Genomic DNA, 19,774 nt, shown 5'->3' with positions numbered 1-19,774 from the left:
CTTGTTTTCCCCTGACCATGACTCAACGCGTCCGCACCCGCTTTGCGCCGAGCCCGACCGGCTTCATCCACCTCGGCAACATCCGCTCCGCGCTCTATCCCTGGGCCTTTGCCCGCCGCATGCAAGGCGACTTCATCCTGCGCATCGAGGACACCGACGTCGAGCGTTCGTCGCAGGAAGCGGTGGACGTGATCCTGGAAAGCATGGCCTGGCTGGAACTGGATATCGACGAAGGGCCGTTCTACCAGATGCAGCGCATGGACCGCTATCGCGAGGTGGTGGCGCAGATGGTCGAGGCCGGGCTGGCCTACCGCTGCTACATGAGCACGGCCGAACTGGACGCGCTGCGCGAAGCCCAGCGCGAGCGCGGCGAGAAGCCGCGTTACAACGGCTTCTGGCGCCCGGAGCCGGGCAAGGTCCTGCCCGAACCGCCGGCCGGCGTGGATCCGGTGATCCGCTTCAAGAACCCCATCGGCGGCAGCGTGGTGTGGGATGACGCGGTCAAGGGCCGCATCGAGATTGCCAACGACGAGCTTGATGACCTGGTGATCGCGCGCCCCGATGGCACGCCCACGTACAACTTCTGCGTGGTGGTCGACGATCTCGACATGCGCATCACGCACGTGATCCGCGGCGACGACCACGTCAACAACACGCCGCGCCAGATCAACATCATCCGCGCGCTGGGCGGCACGCCGCCGGTCTACGCGCACCTGCCGACCGTGCTCAACGAGCAGGGCGAAAAGATGAGCAAGCGCCATGGCGCGATGAGCGTGACCGGGTACCGTGACGAAGGCTACCTGCCGGAGGCAGTGCTGAACTATCTGGCGCGGCTGGGCTGGGCGCACGGCGACGCCGAGATCTTCTCGCGCGAGCAGTTCGTCGAGTGGTTCGACCTGGAACACCTCGGCAAGTCGCCCGCCCAGTACAACCCCGAGAAGCTGGCCTGGCTCAACAACCACTACATCAAGGTTGGTGACAACCAGCGCCTGGCCACGCTGACGCAGCCGTTCATCGAGGCGCTGGGCGGTAAGGTGGAAGGGGCGGATCTTGTCGGCGTGATTGCGCTGGTGAAGGACCGCGCCAACACGCTGAAGGAAGTCGCGCAGGCCGCGTTGCTGTTCTATCGCGGGGAGCCGCAGGCCGATGCCGCGCTCAAGGCGGAACACCTGACTCCGGAGATCCAGCCGGCGCTGGCCGCACTGTCGACCCGGCTCGCCGCGCTGCCGGCGTGGACCCGCGAAGAGATCAGCGCCACCTTCAAGGCCGTGCTGGCCGAGTTCGGGCTGAAGATGCCCAAGCTGGCCATGCCGGTGCGGCTGCTGGTGGCGGGGCAGCTGCAGACGCCGAGCATCGACGCGGTGCTGGAACTGTTCGGCCGCGACACGGTGCTGCGCCGCCTGGCCGCCGCGGCCTGAGCGCTGCCTCAAAAGACGCAAAAAAAGTCCGCGCCGGGGCTTGCGCTTCGGCCGGGACTTGCGCATAATCTCGTTCTCCCTGCAGCGCGGCAGCTACAAAGCAGCCAAGCGGGCCGGCGGATCCGCAAGGATCCTTAGTTTTCTCTGGCCGGATTATTGAAGGGCAGGGCAGGCGAAAAAAGCTGAAACGGGAACTTGCAAAGATTAATGATTGATATATAATCTTGGCTTCGCTTGAAACGGCAGTTAATTCAGGCGAAAACGCAGCAAGTGGCAGTAAATGGAAGTACCATGGGGCTATAGCTCAGCTGGGAGAGCGCTTGCATGGCATGCAAGAGGTCAGCGGTTCGATCCCGCTTAGCTCCACCAAGATTCAGGCTTCAGCCAGGCAGTATCGGTTGGTGCCAGACGGAACGTGTTGAAAGACAAGTTTCTGTCCCCTTCGTCTAGAGGCCTAGGACATCACCCTTTCACGGTGAGTACAGGGGTTCGAATCCCCTAGGGGACGCCAAAACAGCCGGGCGTAATCAGACGTCCAGCATGTCGTCTCAAGCAATGGCTTGAGCCGGCAGCCGACTAAGGAGTGGTAGTTCAGTCGGTTAGAATACCGGCCTGTCACGCCGGGGGTCGCGGGTTCGAGTCCCGTCCACTCCGCCAAAACTAAACCCGCATGGTGTATCCACCGTGCGGGTTTTTCTTTTGGGTGAGGGATTATGTTTTGAATCGCGGTAAATGCAATAAAATATGTTGCATTCGTTGTTAAAACCGCTATATAATCCTGTCTTCGCTGCAAACGCTGCGCAAGCGGCGGCGGCGAAAGAATCCGGCAGTAACCGTCCAGAGTATCGGATACGGGGCTATAGCTCAGCTGGGAGAGCGCTTGCATGGCATGCAAGAGGTCAGCGGTTCGATCCCGCTTAGCTCCACCAGAATCCGGGAAGCGTCTGAAAAGAAGCTTCCCAAGCGCGAAAAAGCCTGCTATAATGGCGGACTTTCCAGCGCAAGACAGAAAACGCGTTGAAGAACAAGTTTCTGTCCCCTTCGTCTAGAGGCCTAGGACATCACCCTTTCACGGTGAGTACAGGGGTTCGAATCCCCTAGGGGACGCCAAAACAGCCGGGCGTAATCAGACGTCCAGCATGTCGTCTCAAGCGATAGCTTGAGACGACAGCCGACTAAGGAGTGGTAGTTCAGTCGGTTAGAATACCGGCCTGTCACGCCGGGGGTCGCGGGTTCGAGTCCCGTCCACTCCGCCAATTTTGAAAAGCCCGCACAAGCGGGCTTTTTCTTTTCTACTCGTCCAAATTGCTGCGGCCGCTTGGGGCGGCTCGGTGCGATTCAGCTTTCCGGATCCCTGCTGACGCGGCTGAAATACCGCACCAGCAGCACGCCTGCAATCGCCAGGCTGATGCTGTTGGCCAGCCAGAAGCCGCTCGCGCCGCGCGTGAAGGCCGGCATGCCGTCGATCAGGCCGAAGCCCAGCACATATCCGCCACCCAGGCCGATGCCCCACAGCGAGCCGGCGTAGATCACCGTGGGGATCAGCGCGATCTTGTACGCGCGCAGGATAAAGGCTGTCATCACCTGCACCGCGTCGAAGGCCTGGTAGAACGCCACGAACAGCACCAGCGGCAGCGCCGCGGCGACCACCGCGGGATCGCTGGCATAGGCGTCGAGCACCGGCTTGCGCAGCAGCCACAGCAGGGCGCCGGTCAGCACCGCGAGCACCACCGCCATGCGGATGCCGCGCCAGGCTAGGCGGCTGGCGCCCGCCCGGTCGCGCGCGCCGAGATGCTGGGCCACCAGGGTCAAGGTGGCAATCCCCAGCGACAGCGGCAGCATGTAGGCCACCGCCCCCAGGTTGGCGATGATCTGGTGACCGGCGAGCGTCACCGTGCCCAGGCGCGTGATAAAGATCGACATTAGCGTGAACGACGTGATCTCGATCAGGTAGGTCAGCCCCATTGGCACGCCCAGCCGCAGCAGCGCGCGCAGCGGCGCGGCGGCGGGCCAGCTCCAGGTGGCGAAAATGCGCAGCGGGTGATAGGCGCTGCCATAACGCAGGATCAGCACCCCGGAGATGCACCAGGCCCAGCTGATCAGCGTCGAGGCCAGGCCGCAGCCGGGACCGCCCATCGCCGGCACGCCCAGGCCGCCATGGATGAACCACGCATTGAGCGGCACCTTCAGTGCCAGCCCCGCGACCTGCAGCACCGTCACCATGATCGGCCGTGACAGCGCATTGTTCAGCGCCGAGTAAATGCGAAAGGCCAGGGCCGCCGGCAAGCCGAAGGCGCCGAAATGCAGGTACGCGGTGGCCTTCTCCACCAGCTCCGGCGGCGCCTTGGCGAACGCCAGCAGCGGTCCCGGAAAGGCCAGCAGCAGCACGCCCGGCACCGCCAGCGCCAGGCCCAGCCACGCCGCTTGCCGCACTTCCGCGCCAATGGCTTCGAGGCGGCCGGCGCCATAGAGCTGGCCGGCGATTGGCGAGAGCGCCTGCAGCACGCCCATCAGGCTGATATAGATGGTCACGTAGATCGACCCGCCCAGGCCCACGGCGGCGAGGTCGGTGGCGGACGCGCGTCCGGCCATCACGGTATCGATCACGCCGAAGGCGATCACGGCGAGTTGCCCGGCCAGCACGGGTGCGGCCAGGGCGGCAATGCGGCGAAGGTCTTGGAACAGTGTCATTCAGGGCTCGGCAGGGGCGGGCTGGAAATCCAGCCCCGCAGCCGCCTGCGGCCGGAATGGTTCGTGGGCGCGTCAGGCGCTGCGGTGTATCGGGGTGGTGGCTAGTGGCGACGGCGAGCCGACAAGGCTCAAGGCTGGCGCGGCAGCCGGCGTCGCGGCAGGTCGGGGCGCGGGTGGACGGCGCGGGCGGTATCGACCAGGCGGTACATGCGGAAGCGCTCGTCGCGGTCGGCCGGGCGCCGGCCTTCCCAGATCAGCCGCCACTCGAAGTGCGAGATATTGCCCGGCTCGCCGTAGTCGACCGAATCGTGGCGCAGCAGCACGTCGCAGCCGTCGTTGGGCCCGCCGAAGCGGATATGGCCGAAGTAGGCGAACGACGCCAGCTGCGCATCGCCCATGCGGATCGGCTGCACGCACTGATATGCCGGCGGCAGCGCCATCGATGCCGCCTGGGCTACGTCGCGATAGGTCTTGCCGTAGTTGATCGACGGCAGCCACAGCGTCATCGCCATCACCCACATCAGCGTGGTGCCTGCCGCGGAAATCACCACCGGGCGCCAGATCTGCTTGGGCGCGCGCGACAGGCGCCAGCGCACGATCAACACCCAGGCGACGGTCGCCGCCAGTGCAAACACCACCGCGGCGATGGTGAATTCATGCTGGTAGCCCGGCAGCTGGCGGAACACGTTGCGCGCGATGCGCGGCGGCCAGCCGGTAGTCTTGGCGATCCACATGAACCAGACCGTGCCGCCGAAGATGGTGAAGAACAGCAGCGCGAACCAGTCGATGGCGTTGATCACGCCGCGCGCCAGCGTGGGCAGGGCAAAGGCGGCCAGCACGGCCATTGGCGGCAGCAGCAGGATGAACTGCACGTCGCCGGCACTGCGCTGCAGGAACAGCAGCACCAGCACCGGCAGCAGCAGTGCCAGCGGCGCCGCGACATGGGGTGCCCGGCGCATGCCGGTCCAGGCGATCCAGGCCCAGCCCGCGATCGGCCACACCGGCCACGTGTACAGGAACAGGTTGCGCATGTTGAAGCCGAACGTCGCCATGTTCGGCGAGCCGTAGCTGCGGCGGTCATAGCGCGACCATTCGCGGATAAAGGTCACGGCCTCGTTGCGGTCGGCCGCGCCGAAATAGGCGGCCGCCAGCCATGCCGCCACGATCAGCAGCGCCAGCGGAATCGCGACGGCGGCAAGCCGTCGCCATGGCAGCGGCTTGCACACCAGCGCGCACACCGCGGTGCCGAGCAGCAGCGCCAGCGCCAGCAGCGGCCCGCTGGCCAGCGTCAGGCCGCCCAGCGCGGCGCCATAGATCAAGCTGCCCTGGGTGGGCTTGTCGAGGCTGCGCACCATGCCGTACAGCGCCAGCGCGATAAACGCGACCTGCCCGACCTGCGGCGTGGTCTCGTGTCCGCGCATGGCCAGGCCCACGCAGGCGAGGAAGATCAGCAGCGCGCCGTCGGCCAGCGTGCGGCCGTAGTCGCGCGCATTGGGCTGGCCGCCGAAGGCATAGGCAAAGGGCTGGACCTCATCGCGCCGGCCCAGCAGGTAGGTGGTGTACCAGATGCAGGCGCAGGTGGCGAAGAAGAACAGCGCCGTCGCCAGCCGCGCCGCGTCGGTCGCGCCCAGCCAGCCGCCAAAGCCGCGGATCATCAGCGCGCCGATCCAGAACACCAGCGGACCGTCCTCGCTGTACGGGCGGCCGACGATGTTCGGCATCAGCCAGTCGTGCGTGCTGCCAGTGGCGAGTTGCCACATCACGCCGAAGCCGGCGGCGTCCTCGTTCTTCCACGGGTCGCGCCCGAACAGGCCGACCAGGCCGTAGATGATGCAGATGGCCAGCAGCAGCGCGCGCGGCAGTGCACCGGTGGCGGCTGCGGTCAACTGGACGGGTGAGGTGTTGGCTTGACGCATCGATGCTCAGGTCGGGCCGTGGCGCCATGGCGCGAAGGCCACAGTATCGCGCATGCGGCGGCCGCGTGGCCGTGGCATGGCGTGGAAGCCTCACGGAATGTGGGGGTAAATCCGAATGGCGGGCGGGCTCGGTGGCGCTGGCCAAAGCGCTCCGGCACAAATGCAAAGAGGCAGCCGATGCTGCCTCTTTGCTGGTTCGCGCACGCCCGGAACTTGTCCGCGGCTGGCGCGAAGCGGGGTCGCTGAAAGCGATTACTTCGCAGCCTTGCCCAGCTTGTTGCCGAACTTCTGGCGGAACTTTTCGACGCGGCCGGCGGTGTCCATGATCTTCTGGGTGCCGGTGTAGAACGGGTGCGATTCCGACGAGACTTCGATCTTGGCCAGCGGGTATTCCTTGCCGTCCTTCACGATCGTGTCCTTGGTCTGGATGGTCGAGCGGGTGATGAAGCTGAAATCGCTGGACATGTCCTGGAACACGACTTCGCGGTAATTCGGGTGAATGCCTTCTTTCATGATGAGTCCTTTCTGGTTGGGTAGCCAGTCCGTTGTAATCCGCGGTTCTCCGCCAGGGAGAAGAGATGGTGCGGCCACGAACGAACCACTTGCCGATTACGGGCAAACCGGGATTATGGCAGAAAAACAAAGGCTTGGGGAAGGGCGCAAGCGCCTCCGCCGCACAAAGTGTTGCGCCCAAAAAGGGGCGCCTATTTCACATCGCGGCCGGATCCTGCCGGTAGAACGCCGTCAGAGACTGATATACCACCGGCCAATGCCGCGCCAGTCCGGCAGGTTCGACAAAAAATGCCTCCGACGTCACGGCGAAGAACTCGCTGGGTGCCTCGCTGCCATACGGGTCAATGATGCGCAGCGCGGCGGGCAAGCGCTCCGGGTGCTCCCAGTCGGCGTCGTCGCGCGCGTCCCAGGCTTCGGCGAAGCGATCGTACTCGCTCAGGAAGGCCTCGGCCCAGGCCTCGGCGTCGACCTCCGGATGCAGCACGCGCGAGAACGCCGGCACGCCGTCGGGCTCGCCGTCGAGCATGTCGAGCTTGTGGGCGAACTCGTGGATCACCACGTTATAGGTGTCCGCTGGCAGTTCATGGTCGCTGTCGATGCCCGCGCCGGGGCTGTGCACGTCGGGCCAGGACAGGATCACGGGTCCGTGCTCCCACGCTTCGCCGCTGGCTTCCTCGACCACGCCATGGACCAGGCCGATCTCGTCCTGCACGGTCCGACGGATGATGAACTCGCCCGGATAGAGCACGATGCCATGCCAGCCGCGGTACCACGGCAGCCCTAGCTTCAGGATCGGCACGCAGGCCTGCACCGCGACGCTGACCACCATGTCGTCGTCCAGCGGCAGGTCATGCGCGGTGGAGTATTCCTTCTCGGCAATGAACAGCGTCGCCAGCTCGCGCAGCGCCGCCAGGTCGGCGCTGCCGTAGCGCTGCACGAACGGCAGCTTGGCCACGGTGCGCGCCCAGAGCGCGTCGGGGATGGCGTAGTGCTCGAGCTTGCGGGCGCGCGAGCGCGAGCGCAGGAATGTGGTCAGTTTGCCCAGCATGACATCGTCGAAAAACAAAAAAGGCGTGCCGCGGCACGCCTTCCTGTCTGCGTTGCGGCACGGCCGCAGCGAGGCTCAGCCGCCTCGGCGCATCATATCGAAAAACTCTGCGTTGTTCTTCGTGGCCTTCATCTTGTCCATGATGAATTCCATCGCCTGCACTTCGTCCATGTCCGAGATGAACTTGCGCAGCACCCAGATCTTCTGCAGGATGTCCGGCTTGATCAGCAGCTCTTCGCGGCGCGTGCCGGACTTGTTCAGGTTGATCGACGGATAGACGCGCTTCTCGGCCAGGCGGCGTTCCAGGTGCACTTCCATGTTGCCGGTGCCCTTGAACTCTTCGTAGATCACGTCGTCCATGCGGCTGCCGGTCTCGATCAGCGCGGTGGCGATGATGGTCAGCGAGCCGCCTTCCTCGAGGTTGCGCGCGGCGCCGAAGAAGCGCTTGGGGCGCTGCAGCGCGTTGGCATCGACACCACCGGTCAGCACCTTGCCCGAGGCCGGCACCACCGTGTTGTAAGCGCGCGCCAGGCGCGTGATCGAGTCCAGCAGGATCACCACGTCGCGCTTCAGCTCGACCAGGCGCTTGGCTTTCTCGATCACCATTTCGGCCACCTGGACGTGGCGGATGGCGGGTTCGTCGAAGGTGGAGGCCACCACCTCGCCGCGCACCGAGCGCTGCATCTCGGTCACTTCTTCCGGACGCTCGTCGATCAGCAGCACGAACAGGTCGGCTTCGGGATGATTGTTGGCGATCGCGTGTGCAATGTGTTGCAGCATCACGGTCTTGCCCGACTTGGGCGACGCCACCAGCAGCGCGCGCTGGCCGCGGCCGATCGGCGCGATCATGTCGATGATGCGGCCGGTGATGTTTTCTTCCGCCTTGATATCGCGTTCGAGCGTGAGCGGCCGGTTCGGATGCAGCGGCGTCAGGTTCTCGAACATGATGCGGTTCTTGACCGCTTCGGGCGCCTGCCCGTTGACCTTGTCCACCTTCACCAGCGCGAAATAGCGTTCGCCGTCCTTGGGCGTGCGCACCTCGCCCTCGATCGAATCGCCGGTGTGCAGGTTGAAGCGGCGGATCTGCGACGGGCTGATGTAGATGTCGTCGGTGCTGGCCAGGTAGGAGGTCTCGGGCGAGCGCAGGAAACCGAAGCCGTCAGGCAGAACTTCCAGGGTGCCGTCTCCGTAGATGGTTTCGCCCATCTTGGCGCGCTTCTTCAGGATCGCAAACATCAGTTCTTGTTTGCGCATCCGCTGTGCGTTGTCGATCTCGAGCGTAGCCGCCATTTCGAGAAGCGCAGACACGTGAAGCGATTTGAGTTCTGTCAGGTGCATAGACGAGGGGTACAGATGGGCCCGGACGGGCGAGACGTAAAGGAAGGGGGAGAAAATGAGCGAACGCTCGGGGAGTTGTTGGTGGCATCTTAGCACAATCCGACCGGCGCGCCAGGGTGTGGCGCACGCACGTCGGATCGTGACGAAACCGGGACCGCAGGTCGGGTCCCGGCGCGCAGCTTACAGGTTGCCGTCGAGGAAGGCAGTCAGTTGCGACTTGGACAGCGCGCCGACCTTCTGGGCCGCGACCGCGCCGTTCTTGAACAGGATCAGCGTCGGGATGCCGCGGATGCCGAACTTGGCCGGCACCTGCTGGTTTTCATCGACATTGATCTTGGCGACCTGCAGCTTGTCGCCGTAGTCCTTGGCGACTTCGTCCAGAATCGGCGCGATCATCTTGCAGGGGCCGCACCATTCCGCCCAGAAATCGAGCAGGACGGGCTTGTCGGACTGGAGGACGTCAGCGTCGAACGAGGCGTCGCTCACATACTTGATTTGTTCGCTCATGGCGGAAAACCTCTGGTTTCGCTCTGTTTATGTTGAAGGCTGGACGGCCGAACCGTTACCTTACACGAGATTGCGCGGACCCGTCGGGCCGCCTCTTTACGCCTGAAGCAAGCGGTGGAGGCCGCTGCCGCGCCCGGTGCTGCCGATATGTTACCAGTTTGCCGATTTTCAAGACCGGCCTCCGGCACATCCGGCAAACTGCGGCAGCCGGGCAAAAGGGGCCGCAAACAATGCCGTCATTCTGGTGCAAAGGTTTAATTCATTGAAATGCTTATTTTCAATGGCGGCGAGAGATTTGCCCAATCGCCAAGCCCCACCCGGGGCGGGTGCCATGCAATGCACTTGCGCGCGCCGGGGTGCCGGATGCGTGCGGCGTGCGCGTAGAATAGAAGCGGTCCGCACGACGCCCGCCGGGCGACCCGCGGCGCCATCCATGCACCTGCGCCCCCTGACTAGGTCATCGACATGAACACCGATCCCCGCAAGCCTTCGCAGTCCGAGCCCGGCCAGGCGCCGGACGTCGACCACCTGAGCGATGCGCTGGACCATCTCAGCAGCGCCGTGGAGACCAACAGCATCGCCAGCGGCGCCGCGCGCGGGCTGGTCTACAGCATCATCGAAACGCTCGGCACGCTGGTGGGCGACCCCGACCTGCCCGAGCACGCGCGCTCCGGCTACGAAGGCCTGCTCGAAACCGCGCGCGAAATCCGCGCCCGCCTGGAAGGCGGTTCTGACTGAAGCGGCGGGGCTGCTCCCATACCGTGGTGCCGCGCCGCCGGACGCGCCGGCTGGCGGCGCCGCGCCTTTGTTGTCCTTCATTGCTTCCCGATACATTTCCGATCGACGCCGTTCCCGCAGCCTTTGCGGCCAACGCCTCCATGACGGCCCATGACGTCGCTTAGCTTTCGCCCCGGCCCCGATTTTCTCGAGCAGGCGGCCACGGCTGCCTGGTATTTCCTCGACCGCTGCGGTGTGTCCGAGGCGGGCGCGCACGTAGTCGTGCCGACCGCCGCGCAGATTCCGGGCGTGCGCCAGGCGCTGGACGCCGCAGCGCGTGCGGCCGGGCGGCCGCGGCTGTTGCCGCGCGTGCTGACGCTGGGCCACTGGCTGCTCGACCTGCCGCCCGAGGGCGCGCCGGTGCGCAGCCCGGCTGCGCGCCTGCTCGCCGTGCAGCAGGCGGTGCGCGGCCAGGACTGGCTGCGCCGCGCCTTCGGCGCGCAAAACGAAACCGCGGCCTGGGGCTTGTCGCAGACACTGCTGGCGATCTGCGACGAACTCAGCGCGCGCTGGCTCGAAGACGCCGCCATCCGCGACGACGACGAGGTCGACGGCGACGATCGCGCGGACCTGCTGCAGGGCGCACTGGCGCGGACCTATGCGCATCTGTCGGAACGTTTCCTGGGCGAAGAAGCGCGCATCGTGCTGGCCTTCTGGCAGGCGCTGTCCGGGCCCGACGATCCGCTGCCGGCGAAGCGCCGCGCGCTGCGCGAACTGTCGCAGCAGCTGCGCGGTCCGGTGGTCTGGATTGCGCCGACCCCGCCCACGCCGCTGGAGGCCGCGTTCCTGCGCGATGCAGGCGAACTGGTGCCGGTGCTGCAGGTGGGCTATGACTGGAGCGGGCAGGATCAAGGCGAGGCCGGTTGGTACGACGCGCTGCTGGCATTGTGGCCGGAAGCCAGGATCGCCGGCGACGATGAGCCCGCGCTCCACGCGACCTCGCCGGCGATGCCCGTGCTGCCGCCGCAGCGCCCGTCGGTGCGCGTGGTCGGCTGTGCCCGCTTCGAGGACGAAGCCGCCGCCGCGGCCGCGCAGCTGGTGCAATGGCTCAACGAGGGTCGCCGCCAGGTGGCGCTGGTCGCGCACGACCGCGTGGTGGCGCGCCGCGCGCGCGCGCTGCTGGCCCGCGCCGGCGCGCCGGTGCGCGACGAGACCGGCTGGAAGCTCTCCACCACGCGCGCCGCCGCCGCGCTGATGCGCTGGTTCGACCTGCTGGTGCGCGATGGCGATACCGCGGCGCTGCTGGACCTGCTCAAGAGCCCGTTCTGCCTGCCCGATGTGGCCGCGCGCGGCGCGGCCATCGCGCTGCTCGAGCGCCAGGTGCGGCGCGAGGGCATTACCGGCGGCTGGGCGCGGCTGCGCCAGAGGTTCGCGCACGCGCCGGCCGACCCGCAGCAGGCCGCCGCTGACGACGAGGATGCCGAGCAGGCGCCGCGCCGCGCGGCCCATGCGCTGATCGCCGTGCTTGCCGACGAGGCCGCGCGCTGGCCGCGCGGTTTCGCCCAGCATCCGCTGGCGACCTGGCTCGAGCGGCTCGACGGCATGCTCGATGGCCTCGGCATGCGCGCCGCGCTGGCCGCGGATGATGCCGGCAGCCAGTTGCTTGATGCACTGGCGCGCCTGCAGGAGCTGCCGCGCGACGAGACCGGCGGCCATGCCACGCTGTCGCAGGGCGAGTTCCGCGCGATGCTGTCGGCGCTGCTGGAATCCGTCGCCTACAAGGAGCCGTCCGCCAGCGGGTCGGCGCGCATCACCATCCTGCCGCTGAACGGCGCGCGCATGCGGCGCTTCGAGGGCGTGGTGATCGTCGGCTGCGACGATGCCCAGCTGCCGTCCAGCGCCGCCGAGCTGATGTTCTTTTCCAACCAGATGCGGCGCGAGCTGGACCTGGAAGACCGCGAGGCGCGCTTTGCGCAGCAGGCGCGCGACCTGGCCGAGGTGCTGCTGAACAACGACGACGTGGTGCTGACCTGGCAGCGCTACGGCAGCCGCGGCGAGCCGCACCACGTGTCGGGCTGGATCGAGCGGCTGGCGGCGTGCTGCGCGCGCGCCGGGGTCAGCATCGAAGGCGCCGCCGCGCCGCAGGCACATGAGTCCTTCGCCGATGTGCGCGGCATGCCGGCCCCGGCGGCCGAGCCCGCGCTGGTGCCGGTGCGCTGGAGCGCGCAGGCGTACAACGCGCTGCGGCGCTGTCCCTACCAGTTCTTCGCCGGCCGCATGCTGGGCCTGGCCGGGCTGGAAGCGGTCAGCGACGAGCTGGAGAAGCGCGACATCGGCGAGACCCTGCACCGCGTGCTGCTGACCTACCACAAGGAGCTGCAGGCGCGGCGCGAGCGCGGCGAGACACTGTCCGAAGCGCAGCGCCTGGCGCGCCTGGGCGAGATCTCCGACGAGGTCTTCGGCGCGCTGATGGCCGAGGACGGCAACGCCATTGCCTACTACCGGCGCTGGCGCGAGGTATTGCCGTCGTATGTCGCGTGGCAGTCCGCGCGCGAGGCCGAGGGCTGGTTCTGGCGCGGCGGCGAGCTCGACGCCGGCATCGACCTGCCGATGCCGGACGGCCAGCCGCTGCGCCTGACCGGGCGCATCGACCGGCTCGACCAGGGTCCCGGCGGCGCGCATGCCGTGCTCGACTACAAGACCCAGAGCGCCACGCGCCTGAAGCGCAAGCTGGCCGAGGTCGAGGAAGACTGCCAGCTGCCGTTCTACGGCCTGCTGCGCGCCGATGCCGCGGCGGGCAGCTGGGTCTCGCTCGAGGGTGCGCGCGAGGGCGCGCCGGCGGCGCAGCGCGAGGTCGGCCTGCCGGACTTCGAGGCCGCGGTCACCTGGCTGGAACGACAGATGCGCGACGACGTGATGCGCCTGCGCCAGGGGGCCAGGCTGCCGGCCTTCGGCGATGCCTCGGCCTGCGTCTATTGCACCGCCCGCGGCCTGTGCCGCAAGGGTTTCTGGGACTCCACCGCCGTGCCGGCGCTGACATCATGACGCCTCACGATCTGCACGAGGTACAGCCTTACCAGCGCGATGGCGCGCCGGTTTCCGAAGCGGAATTCACGCGCGCGGCCTGCGATCCGGCGCGTTCGGTGGTGGTCGAAGCCTGCGCCGGCAGCGGCAAGACCTGGCTGCTGGTGGCGCGGCTGGTGCGACTGCTGCTGGCTGGCGCCGCGCCGCACGAGATCCTGGCGATCACCTTTACGCGCAAGGCCGCCGAAGAAATGCGCGACCGCCTGCTCGAGGTGCTGGCGCAGCTGTCGCGCGACAGCGATGACGACGTGATCGCCGCGCTGGTGCAGCGCGGCCTTTCGGCCGAAGCCGCGCGCGAGGCGCTGCCGCGCGCGCGCCGGCTGCATGCGCAGGTGCTGGCGGCGCCGGGGCGCATGGCGATCGATACCTTCCACGGCTGGTTCGGCACGCTGCTGCGCGGCGCGCCGCTGGCGTCGGGCATCGTGCCGGGCGCGGCGCTGCGCGAGGATGCGCTGCGCATGAAGCGCGAAGCCTGGGCGCCGGTGTGGCGCGCGCTGGCCACGCCGCCCTACGCCGAGCTGCGCGCCGCGTGGGAAACGCTGGTCGATACCGTGGGCGACTTCCAGGCGCGCGCGCTGCTCGACGCGATGTTCCACGCCCGCAGCGAATGGTGGGCGATGCAGGAGGGCGGCGACCCGCTGCAGGCGCTGTCCGACTGCCTGGGCGAGGACGCGCAAGGCGACGTGTTGCTGCAGGCGCTGGCCGACGAAGGCTGGCGCGATGCCTGCGAAGCGCTGGCGGCGCGCCTGGGCGCGGCCGGCAAGAGCGAGCAGACCCACGCCGGCCGCATCACCGAGGCGCTGATGGCGATCGCCGCCTGGCGCGAGGCCGGCGCCGCGCCCGGCAAGCCCGCCGAACGCGTGTTCGCGCAACTGCGCGCGGCGTTCTTCACCACCACGGGCGGGCCGCGCGCGCTGCGGCGCACCGCGGCACTGGCCAAGGCCGCGGGCGGTGAGGGCATGGTCGATGCGCTGCTGGACGAGCATGCCGCGATCTGCGCGATGCTCGACGACATCAGCGCGCGCTGCTGCGAAGCCGCGGTGCTGGCGATCAACCAGGCCCTGTTCCGCATCGGCGATGCGCTGCTGACGCGCTACCAGCAGCACAAGGACGAGCAGCGCGCGATGGATTTCGCCGACCTCGAATGGCAGGCCGCGCGGCTGATGTCGGACGAGGAAACCGCCACCTACCTGCAGGTGCGGCTCGATGCGCGCTATCGCCACCTGCTGCTCGACGAGTTCCAGGACACCAACCCGCTGCAATGGCGCATCCTGCAAGGCTGGCTGGCCGGCTATGCGGGGCTGGGCGAGCGCCCGACGGTGTTCCTGGTGGGCGATCCCAAGCAGTCGATCTACCGTTTCCGCCGCGCCGATGCCAGGCTGTTCGGCGCCGCCGGCGAGATGCTGCGCGATGCGTTCGGCGCCACCGTGCTGCGCACCAACCGGACCCGGCGCAATCGCGCCGAAGTGCTGGACTGGGTCAACGCCGTGTTCGACAGCGCGCGCGCCGAGGGCCGCTATCCGCTGTACTCGACCCAGACCACGGCGCTGGGCGGCTGCGGCGGGCCGGTGTGGCTGTTGCCGCTGGTGGAGCCCGATGACGCCAGTGAAAGCGCCGCGGAGGATGCGGACGACGAACCGGCGCAAGCCGCCGGCGCGCATCGCGACACGCTGCTGCAGCCGCGCCGGCAGGCCGGCGATTCGCTGCGGCTGGAAGAAGGGCGGCGCGTGGCGGCGTGGCTGCGGCTGGTGCGCGATACCGTGCCGGTGCACGAAGGCAACACGCAGCGGCCCGCGCGCTGGAGCGACATGCACCTGCTGGTGCGCCGCAAGACCCATCTGGCCGACTACGAGCGCGCGCTGCGCGAGGCCGGCATCCCGTGCCTGAGCCCGCGCCGCGGCGGCCTGCTGGCCACGCTCGAGGCGCTGGACCTGTCGGCGCTGCTGGCGTTCCTGATGACGCCCGAGTCGGACCTGGACCTGGCGCACGTGCTGAAGAGCCCGCTGGTGGGCGCGAGCGACGATGATCTGCTGGCGCTCGCGCAAATGGAGGGCGAGGGCGGCTGGTGGGCGCGCATCGAGGCCGCCGGGCTGCCGGCGCAGGTTTCCGACGCGCTGCGCGAGGGCGTGCCGCGGCTGCGGCAGTGGCTGCGCGTCGCGCCGCACCAGCCGGTGCATGACCTGATCGACCAGATCTTCCACGGCGGCGAGGTGCGGCGGCGCTACGCCGAGGCCGCGCCGCCGGATATCCGCGAGCAGGTGCTGGCCAACCTCGACGCCTTCCTGAAGCTGTCGCTCGACCTCGATGGCGGGCGCTATCCGAGCCTGCCGAAGTTTATCGACGAGCTGCAGGAAATCCGCCGCGGCGACGAAGGCGAAAGCCCCGACGAAGGCGGCATGGGCGAGCGCGCCGAAGATCTCGAGCCGGCCGACGACGATCCGGCCTGCGCCGGCCTCGACGCGGTCCATATCCTGACCGTGCATGCCGCCAAGGGACTGGAAGCGCCGTTCGTGGTGCTGCTCGATGCCAACCACAGCGAGCCGGCCGCGGACCGCGGCGGCATCCTGGTCGACTGGCCGCCGTCGTCGCCGGTGCCGCGCCATTTCTCCGCCTACGGCAAGCGCAGCGAGCGCGGGCTGGCGCGCGCGCCGCTGTTCGAGGCCGAGGCGGCGCTGGGCGAGCGCGAGAACTGGAACCTGCTGTACGTGGCCATGACGCGCGCGCAGCAGGGCCTGCTGGTCAGCGGCGTCAAGGGCCGCGCCAGCCGCGCCGGTGCGGGCGACGGCAATGCCGAGATCGCCGGCAGCTGGTATGTGCGGCTGCAGGCCGCGGGCGTCGGCGAAATGGTGCCGGCTTATCCGGACACCCAGGGCGATGCGGCCGGCGCGCAAGCATTGCTGCCCGCGCGACTGAGCGAGCCGGTGCGCTTCACCGATTTCCGGCTGCGCTACCGCGATGCCATCGAGGATCCGCGCCAGGCATGCTTTGCCGACGACGACGCCGAGGGGGAGGGCGAGTCCGACGGCATCGTCTTCAACGCCGCCGCGGCACGCCATGGCGAACTGGTGCACGCGCTGCTGGAACGCCTGACGCGCTATCCCGACGCCTTTGCCGGCGTGCCCGCGATCGATACGGTGTTGCGGTGGTTCCCGCTGACCGGCGCGCACACCGACGCGGCACGGTCAGCCTGGCGGCAACAGGTGGAAGAGGCGCTGGCGGCGGTGGCCGCAATGCTGCGTGCTCCGGCGCTGGCGCCGCTATTGGCGGCGCATGATGCATGCAGCGCGCGTAACGAGGTTGAACTGTACGACGCGCGTGGACGGCTGCTGCGGATCGACCGGCTGGTGGAATTCGACGACCGCGTCGTCGTCGTCGACTACAAGCTGCGCCTGCTGCCGCAGGAGCACGCCGCCTATCGCGCGCAACTGGGCCGCTACGCGGCGGCGATCGCGCCGATGTTCCCGGGCAAGCGCGTCGAGGCGGGCGTGGCTACCGCCGAGGGCGAATGGATTCCCGCCGAGCGCCTGGCGCCGCCGGTTCCGCAACAGGGTTCGCTGTTCTGAAGGCTGGCGCGGCGCGCCGGCAAGGGCAGCGGAATCGGCGCAAAATGGGGCGCATGGCGCGCGCGGTGGCGGCCCGGCTGTACTAAAGTGACAGGGACGGCGCCGCTAGCCGCTGGCGCGCGGGATGCTGCGTGGCGTGCCGTAGCGTAGACGGATAAGCGGGAAGCGGTACTGCGGAAGGGAAGTGTGAGGTGGACGAGCCTGACCCTCGGCACTGGCGGAAAACGGCTGTGGCTGCTTCGTTCCCGACCTGACCAGGTTGACCGCGCCACCATGCGAGGAGGCCCGTCCGAGCGGCATTGTACCCCAGAGCGCGCGTCCGCGCAGAATTTGCATCGAATGCCCTTGGCGGGCGCGGGTCATTGCCCGCGCCATGGCGCCGGGTTGATCTGGCGCAGGCGATGCGCGCCGCGCTGGCCCGACCATTCACCAACCCGCACACGTGGTGAGCCAATACATGAACGCAAACGACCAGATCATTCGCGGCGCGCTGGCGCCGCAGGAAATCTCCACCGAAGTCCTGCTCGAGAAATACGCCAAGGGCGAAGAGCGCAGCATCGCCGAGGTCAGGCAGCGCGTGGCGCGCGCGCTGGCGCAGGCCGAGCCCGAGGACCAGCGCGAAGCCTGGAGCGCGCGCTTCCTGTGGGCGCAGGAAAACGGCTTCGTGCCGGCCGGACGAATCAATTCCGCGGCGGGCACCGGCATCCAGGCCACGCTGATCAACTGCTTCGTGCAGCCGGTGGGGGATTCTGTGTCGGAGCCGCGCGATGGCCGCCCCAGCATCTACACCGCGGTGGCGCAGGCCGCGGAAACCATGCGCCGCGGCGGCGGCGTGGGCTATGACTTTTCGGCGATCCGCCCGGCCGGGGCGCTGGTGCGCGCCACGCATTCGCGCGCGTCGGGGCCGGTGTCGTTCATGAAGGTGTTCGACGCCTCGTGCGCCACGGTGGAATCGGCCGGCGCGCGCCGCGGCGCGCAGATGGGCGTGCTGCGCTGCGACCATCCGGATATCGAGAGCTTTATCCACGCCAAGGACAAGGGCGAGCTCAGCAACTTCAATATCTCCATCGGCGTCACCGACGACTTCATGCAGGCGGTGCAGGCCGATGCCGAGGTCGAGCTGGTGCACGAGGCCGAGCCCGGCGCCGACATGATCGCCGCCGGCGCGTACCGCCGCGACGACGGGCAATGGGTGTACCGGCGCGTGCCGGCGCGCAACCTGTGGGACCAGGTCATGCAGGCCACCTATGACCATGCCGAGCCGGGCATCCTGTTCCTGTCGCAGATCAACGCCGACAACAACCTCTATTACTGCGAGCGCATTGAGGCCACCAACCCCTGCGCCGAGCAGCCGCTGCCGTCCTATGGCTGCTGCTGCCTGGGCTCGATCAACCTGACCCGCTTCGTGCGCCAGCCCTTCACGCCGCAGGCCGAATTCGATTTCGACGCCTTTGCCGAAGTGGTGCGCGTGGCCACCCGCATGCTCGACAACGTGCTCGACGTGACCTTCTGGCCGTTGCCCGAACAGCAGGCCGAGGCCCACGCCAAGCGCCGCGTCGGCCTGGGCTTCCTGGGGCTGGGCAGCGCGCTGGTGATGCTGGGCCTGCGCTACGACACCGAGCCGGCGCGGCAACTGGCGGCGCGGATCTCGGAACGGATGCGCGACGAGGCCTACCTGGCCTCGACCGAGCTGGCGGTGCAGAAGGGTGCCTTTCCCCTGTTCGATGCCGGCGCCTACCTGCAGAGCGGCTTCGCCAGCCGGCTGCCGGAGGCCGTGCGCGAGGCCATTGGCCGCCATGGGCTGCGCAACTCGCACCTGCTGTCGATCGCGCCCACCGGCACAATCACGCTGGCCTTTGCCGACAATGCGTCCAATGGCATCGAACCGGCCTTCTCGTGGACCTACAACCGCAAGAAGCGCATGCCGGACAACAGCTACCGCAGCTTCGAGGTGGCGGACCATGCCTGGCGGCTCTACCGTCACATGGGGGCCGACATGGCGCAGCTGCCGGACGCGTTCGTCACCGCGCTGCAGATGTCGGCGCTGGACCATATGCGGATGCTCGAAGCGGTGCAGCCCTATATCGACACCAGCATCAGCAAGACCGTCAACGTGCCGGAGGACTATCCGTACGAAGCTTTCCGCAACCTGTACCTCGAGGCCTGGAAGGCCGGTCTGAAGGGGCTGGCGACGTATCGGCCGAACTCGGTGCTGGGCGCGGTGCTGTCGGTCGAGGCGCCCGCCGCGCCGGCCGTGCCCGCGGCCGACGACAACCCGCTGGTGCGCCCGTTCGGCAGCCGGCCGGTGGGCGACCTCGAGGGCGTGACGTCCAAGGTCGAATACCTGACCTACGAGGGCCACAAGACCGTCTACCTGACCGTCAACTTCATGCGCGTCGCCGGTGTGGTGGAAGGCAGGCCGGTGGAGATCGAGCGCCCGGTGGAGTTCTTCATGCCGGCGGGCCAGCGCAGCGAGGGCCAGCAATGGATCACCTCGACCATGCGGCTCTTGTCGATGGTGGCGCGCTCGGGCGGTTCGGTGGCCAAGGCGCTGGCCGACATGCGCAACGTGGTGTGGGACAAGGGCACGGTGCGCTACGGCACGCTGGTGCGCCAGGACGGCACCGAGGTGCCGCGCTTCCATGATTCCGAGGTGGCGGCGCTGGGCTATGCGCTGCAGCGCATCCTGATCAAGCGCGGCTTCCTCGATGCCGACGGCGGCCAGGTGCCGGTGACGGCGCTGGCCGCGCGGCTGGCGCAGCGCGACGGCGGCGGACTGGCGCTGGCGGCCGGGGAGGACCTGGCCGGCACCCCCGGCGCGGCGCCCGGCGTGCCCGGCGTGGGCACCGGCAAGCCTTGTCCGGAGTGTGGTGCGCACGCCTTGCACAAGGTCGACGGCTGCGCCAAATGCGCCAATTGCGGCTACGTCGGCGAATGCGGCTGAACCGCGCCGCGGGCGGCCGGCGGCCACCGGCGCGG

Annotated in this window: 11 protein-coding genes, 6 tRNA genes and 1 other RNA gene; 11 read left to right on the top strand and 7 right to left on the bottom strand. The window is 68.2% G+C overall.

Features of this window, described 5'->3' with window-relative positions; all coding sequences use genetic code 11:
- Positions 1-17: 17 nt before the first annotated feature.
- The 7 genes from gltX to CBM2588_RS10985 all read left to right on the top strand — a co-directional run bounded on the left by gltX (position 18) and on the right by CBM2588_RS10985 (position 2,674).
- Positions 18-1,418, top strand: a complete 1,401-nt coding sequence (gene gltX / locus CBM2588_RS11015; RefSeq protein ID WP_115680552.1) for a glutamate--tRNA ligase — start codon at positions 18-20, stop codon at positions 1,416-1,418.
- Between the two features lie 293 nt (positions 1,419-1,711).
- Positions 1,712-1,787 (top strand) — tRNA-Ala (locus CBM2588_RS11010).
- 66 nt (positions 1,788-1,853) lie between these two features.
- Positions 1,854-1,929 (top strand) — tRNA-Glu (locus tag CBM2588_RS11005).
- Positions 1,930-1,998: 69 nt separating this feature from the next.
- A tRNA-Asp gene (locus tag CBM2588_RS11000) sits at positions 1,999-2,075 on the top strand.
- A gap of 196 nt (positions 2,076-2,271) precedes the next feature.
- Positions 2,272-2,347, top strand: a tRNA-Ala gene (locus tag CBM2588_RS10995).
- A 105-nt stretch (positions 2,348-2,452) separates the two neighbouring features.
- Positions 2,453-2,528, top strand: a tRNA-Glu gene (locus CBM2588_RS10990).
- A 69-nt stretch (positions 2,529-2,597) separates the two neighbouring features.
- Positions 2,598-2,674, top strand: a tRNA-Asp gene (locus CBM2588_RS10985).
- An 82-nt stretch (positions 2,675-2,756) separates the two neighbouring features.
- On the opposite strand, the gene CBM2588_RS10980 is transcribed toward CBM2588_RS10985, so the two are convergent.
- The 6 genes from CBM2588_RS10980 to trxA form a co-directional block, all read right to left on the bottom strand.
- Complete coding sequence (locus CBM2588_RS10980) at positions 2,757-4,109, bottom strand: MATE family efflux transporter (protein ID WP_115680551.1); 1,353 nt, start codon at positions 4,107-4,109, stop codon at positions 2,757-2,759.
- Between the two features lie 128 nt (positions 4,110-4,237).
- Positions 4,238-6,025, bottom strand: coding sequence for an ArnT family glycosyltransferase (locus CBM2588_RS10975; RefSeq protein ID WP_115680550.1), 1,788 nt, complete (start codon positions 6,023-6,025; stop codon positions 4,238-4,240).
- 252 nt (positions 6,026-6,277) lie between these two features.
- Positions 6,278-6,538: a type B 50S ribosomal protein L31 gene (locus tag CBM2588_RS10970; RefSeq protein WP_012353195.1), complete on the bottom strand. Its 261-nt coding sequence runs from the start codon at positions 6,536-6,538 to the stop codon at positions 6,278-6,280.
- Positions 6,539-6,734: 196 nt separating this feature from the next.
- The gene (locus CBM2588_RS10965; protein ID WP_115681461.1) at positions 6,735-7,586 is read right to left on the bottom strand and encodes a M90 family metallopeptidase; all 852 of its coding nucleotides are present in this window, start codon (positions 7,584-7,586) and stop codon (positions 6,735-6,737) included.
- A 75-nt stretch (positions 7,587-7,661) separates the two neighbouring features.
- Positions 7,662-8,924: a transcription termination factor Rho gene (gene rho / locus CBM2588_RS10960; protein WP_012353193.1), complete on the bottom strand. Its 1,263-nt coding sequence runs from the start codon at positions 8,922-8,924 to the stop codon at positions 7,662-7,664.
- A 180-nt stretch (positions 8,925-9,104) separates the two neighbouring features.
- Positions 9,105-9,431: a thioredoxin TrxA gene (trxA, locus tag CBM2588_RS10955; protein WP_029046118.1), complete on the bottom strand. Its 327-nt coding sequence runs from the start codon at positions 9,429-9,431 to the stop codon at positions 9,105-9,107.
- Between the two features lie 465 nt (positions 9,432-9,896).
- On the opposite strand from trxA, the gene CBM2588_RS10950 reads away from it, so the two are divergent.
- The 3 genes from CBM2588_RS10950 (at position 9,897) to CBM2588_RS10940 (ending at position 16,795) form a co-directional block, all read left to right on the top strand.
- Positions 9,897-10,169, top strand: coding sequence for a hypothetical protein (locus CBM2588_RS10950; protein WP_111517692.1), 273 nt, complete (start codon positions 9,897-9,899; stop codon positions 10,167-10,169).
- A 150-nt stretch (positions 10,170-10,319) separates the two neighbouring features.
- Entirely contained in the window at positions 10,320-13,193 is a 2,874-nt protein-coding gene (locus CBM2588_RS10945) for a PD-(D/E)XK nuclease family protein (protein WP_115680549.1), read from the top strand.
- The gene (locus tag CBM2588_RS10940; RefSeq protein WP_115680548.1) at positions 13,190-16,795 is read left to right on the top strand and encodes a UvrD-helicase domain-containing protein; all 3,606 of its coding nucleotides are present in this window, start codon (positions 13,190-13,192) and stop codon (positions 16,793-16,795) included. The genes CBM2588_RS10945 and CBM2588_RS10940 overlap by 4 nt, the downstream gene beginning before the upstream one ends.
- A gap of 191 nt (positions 16,796-16,986) precedes the next feature.
- Here the strand turns inward: CBM2588_RS10940 and ffs are convergent.
- An RNA gene (gene ffs / locus CBM2588_RS10935) (signal recognition particle sRNA small type) lies at positions 16,987-17,085 on the bottom strand.
- Between the two features lie 167 nt (positions 17,086-17,252).
- On the opposite strand from ffs, the gene CBM2588_RS10930 reads away from it, so the two are divergent.
- Positions 17,253-19,739, top strand: a complete 2,487-nt coding sequence (locus tag CBM2588_RS10930) for an adenosylcobalamin-dependent ribonucleoside-diphosphate reductase (RefSeq protein WP_115680547.1) — start codon at positions 17,253-17,255, stop codon at positions 19,737-19,739.
- The last annotated feature ends 35 nt before the right edge of the window (positions 19,740-19,774 follow it).

Source organism: Cupriavidus taiwanensis, assembly GCF_900250075.1.
Classification (GTDB): Bacteria; Pseudomonadota; Gammaproteobacteria; order Burkholderiales; family Burkholderiaceae; genus Cupriavidus; species Cupriavidus taiwanensis_C.
Note: the sequence above shows the minus strand (reverse complement) of the source record. Positions and strands in the feature narration are given on the sequence as shown.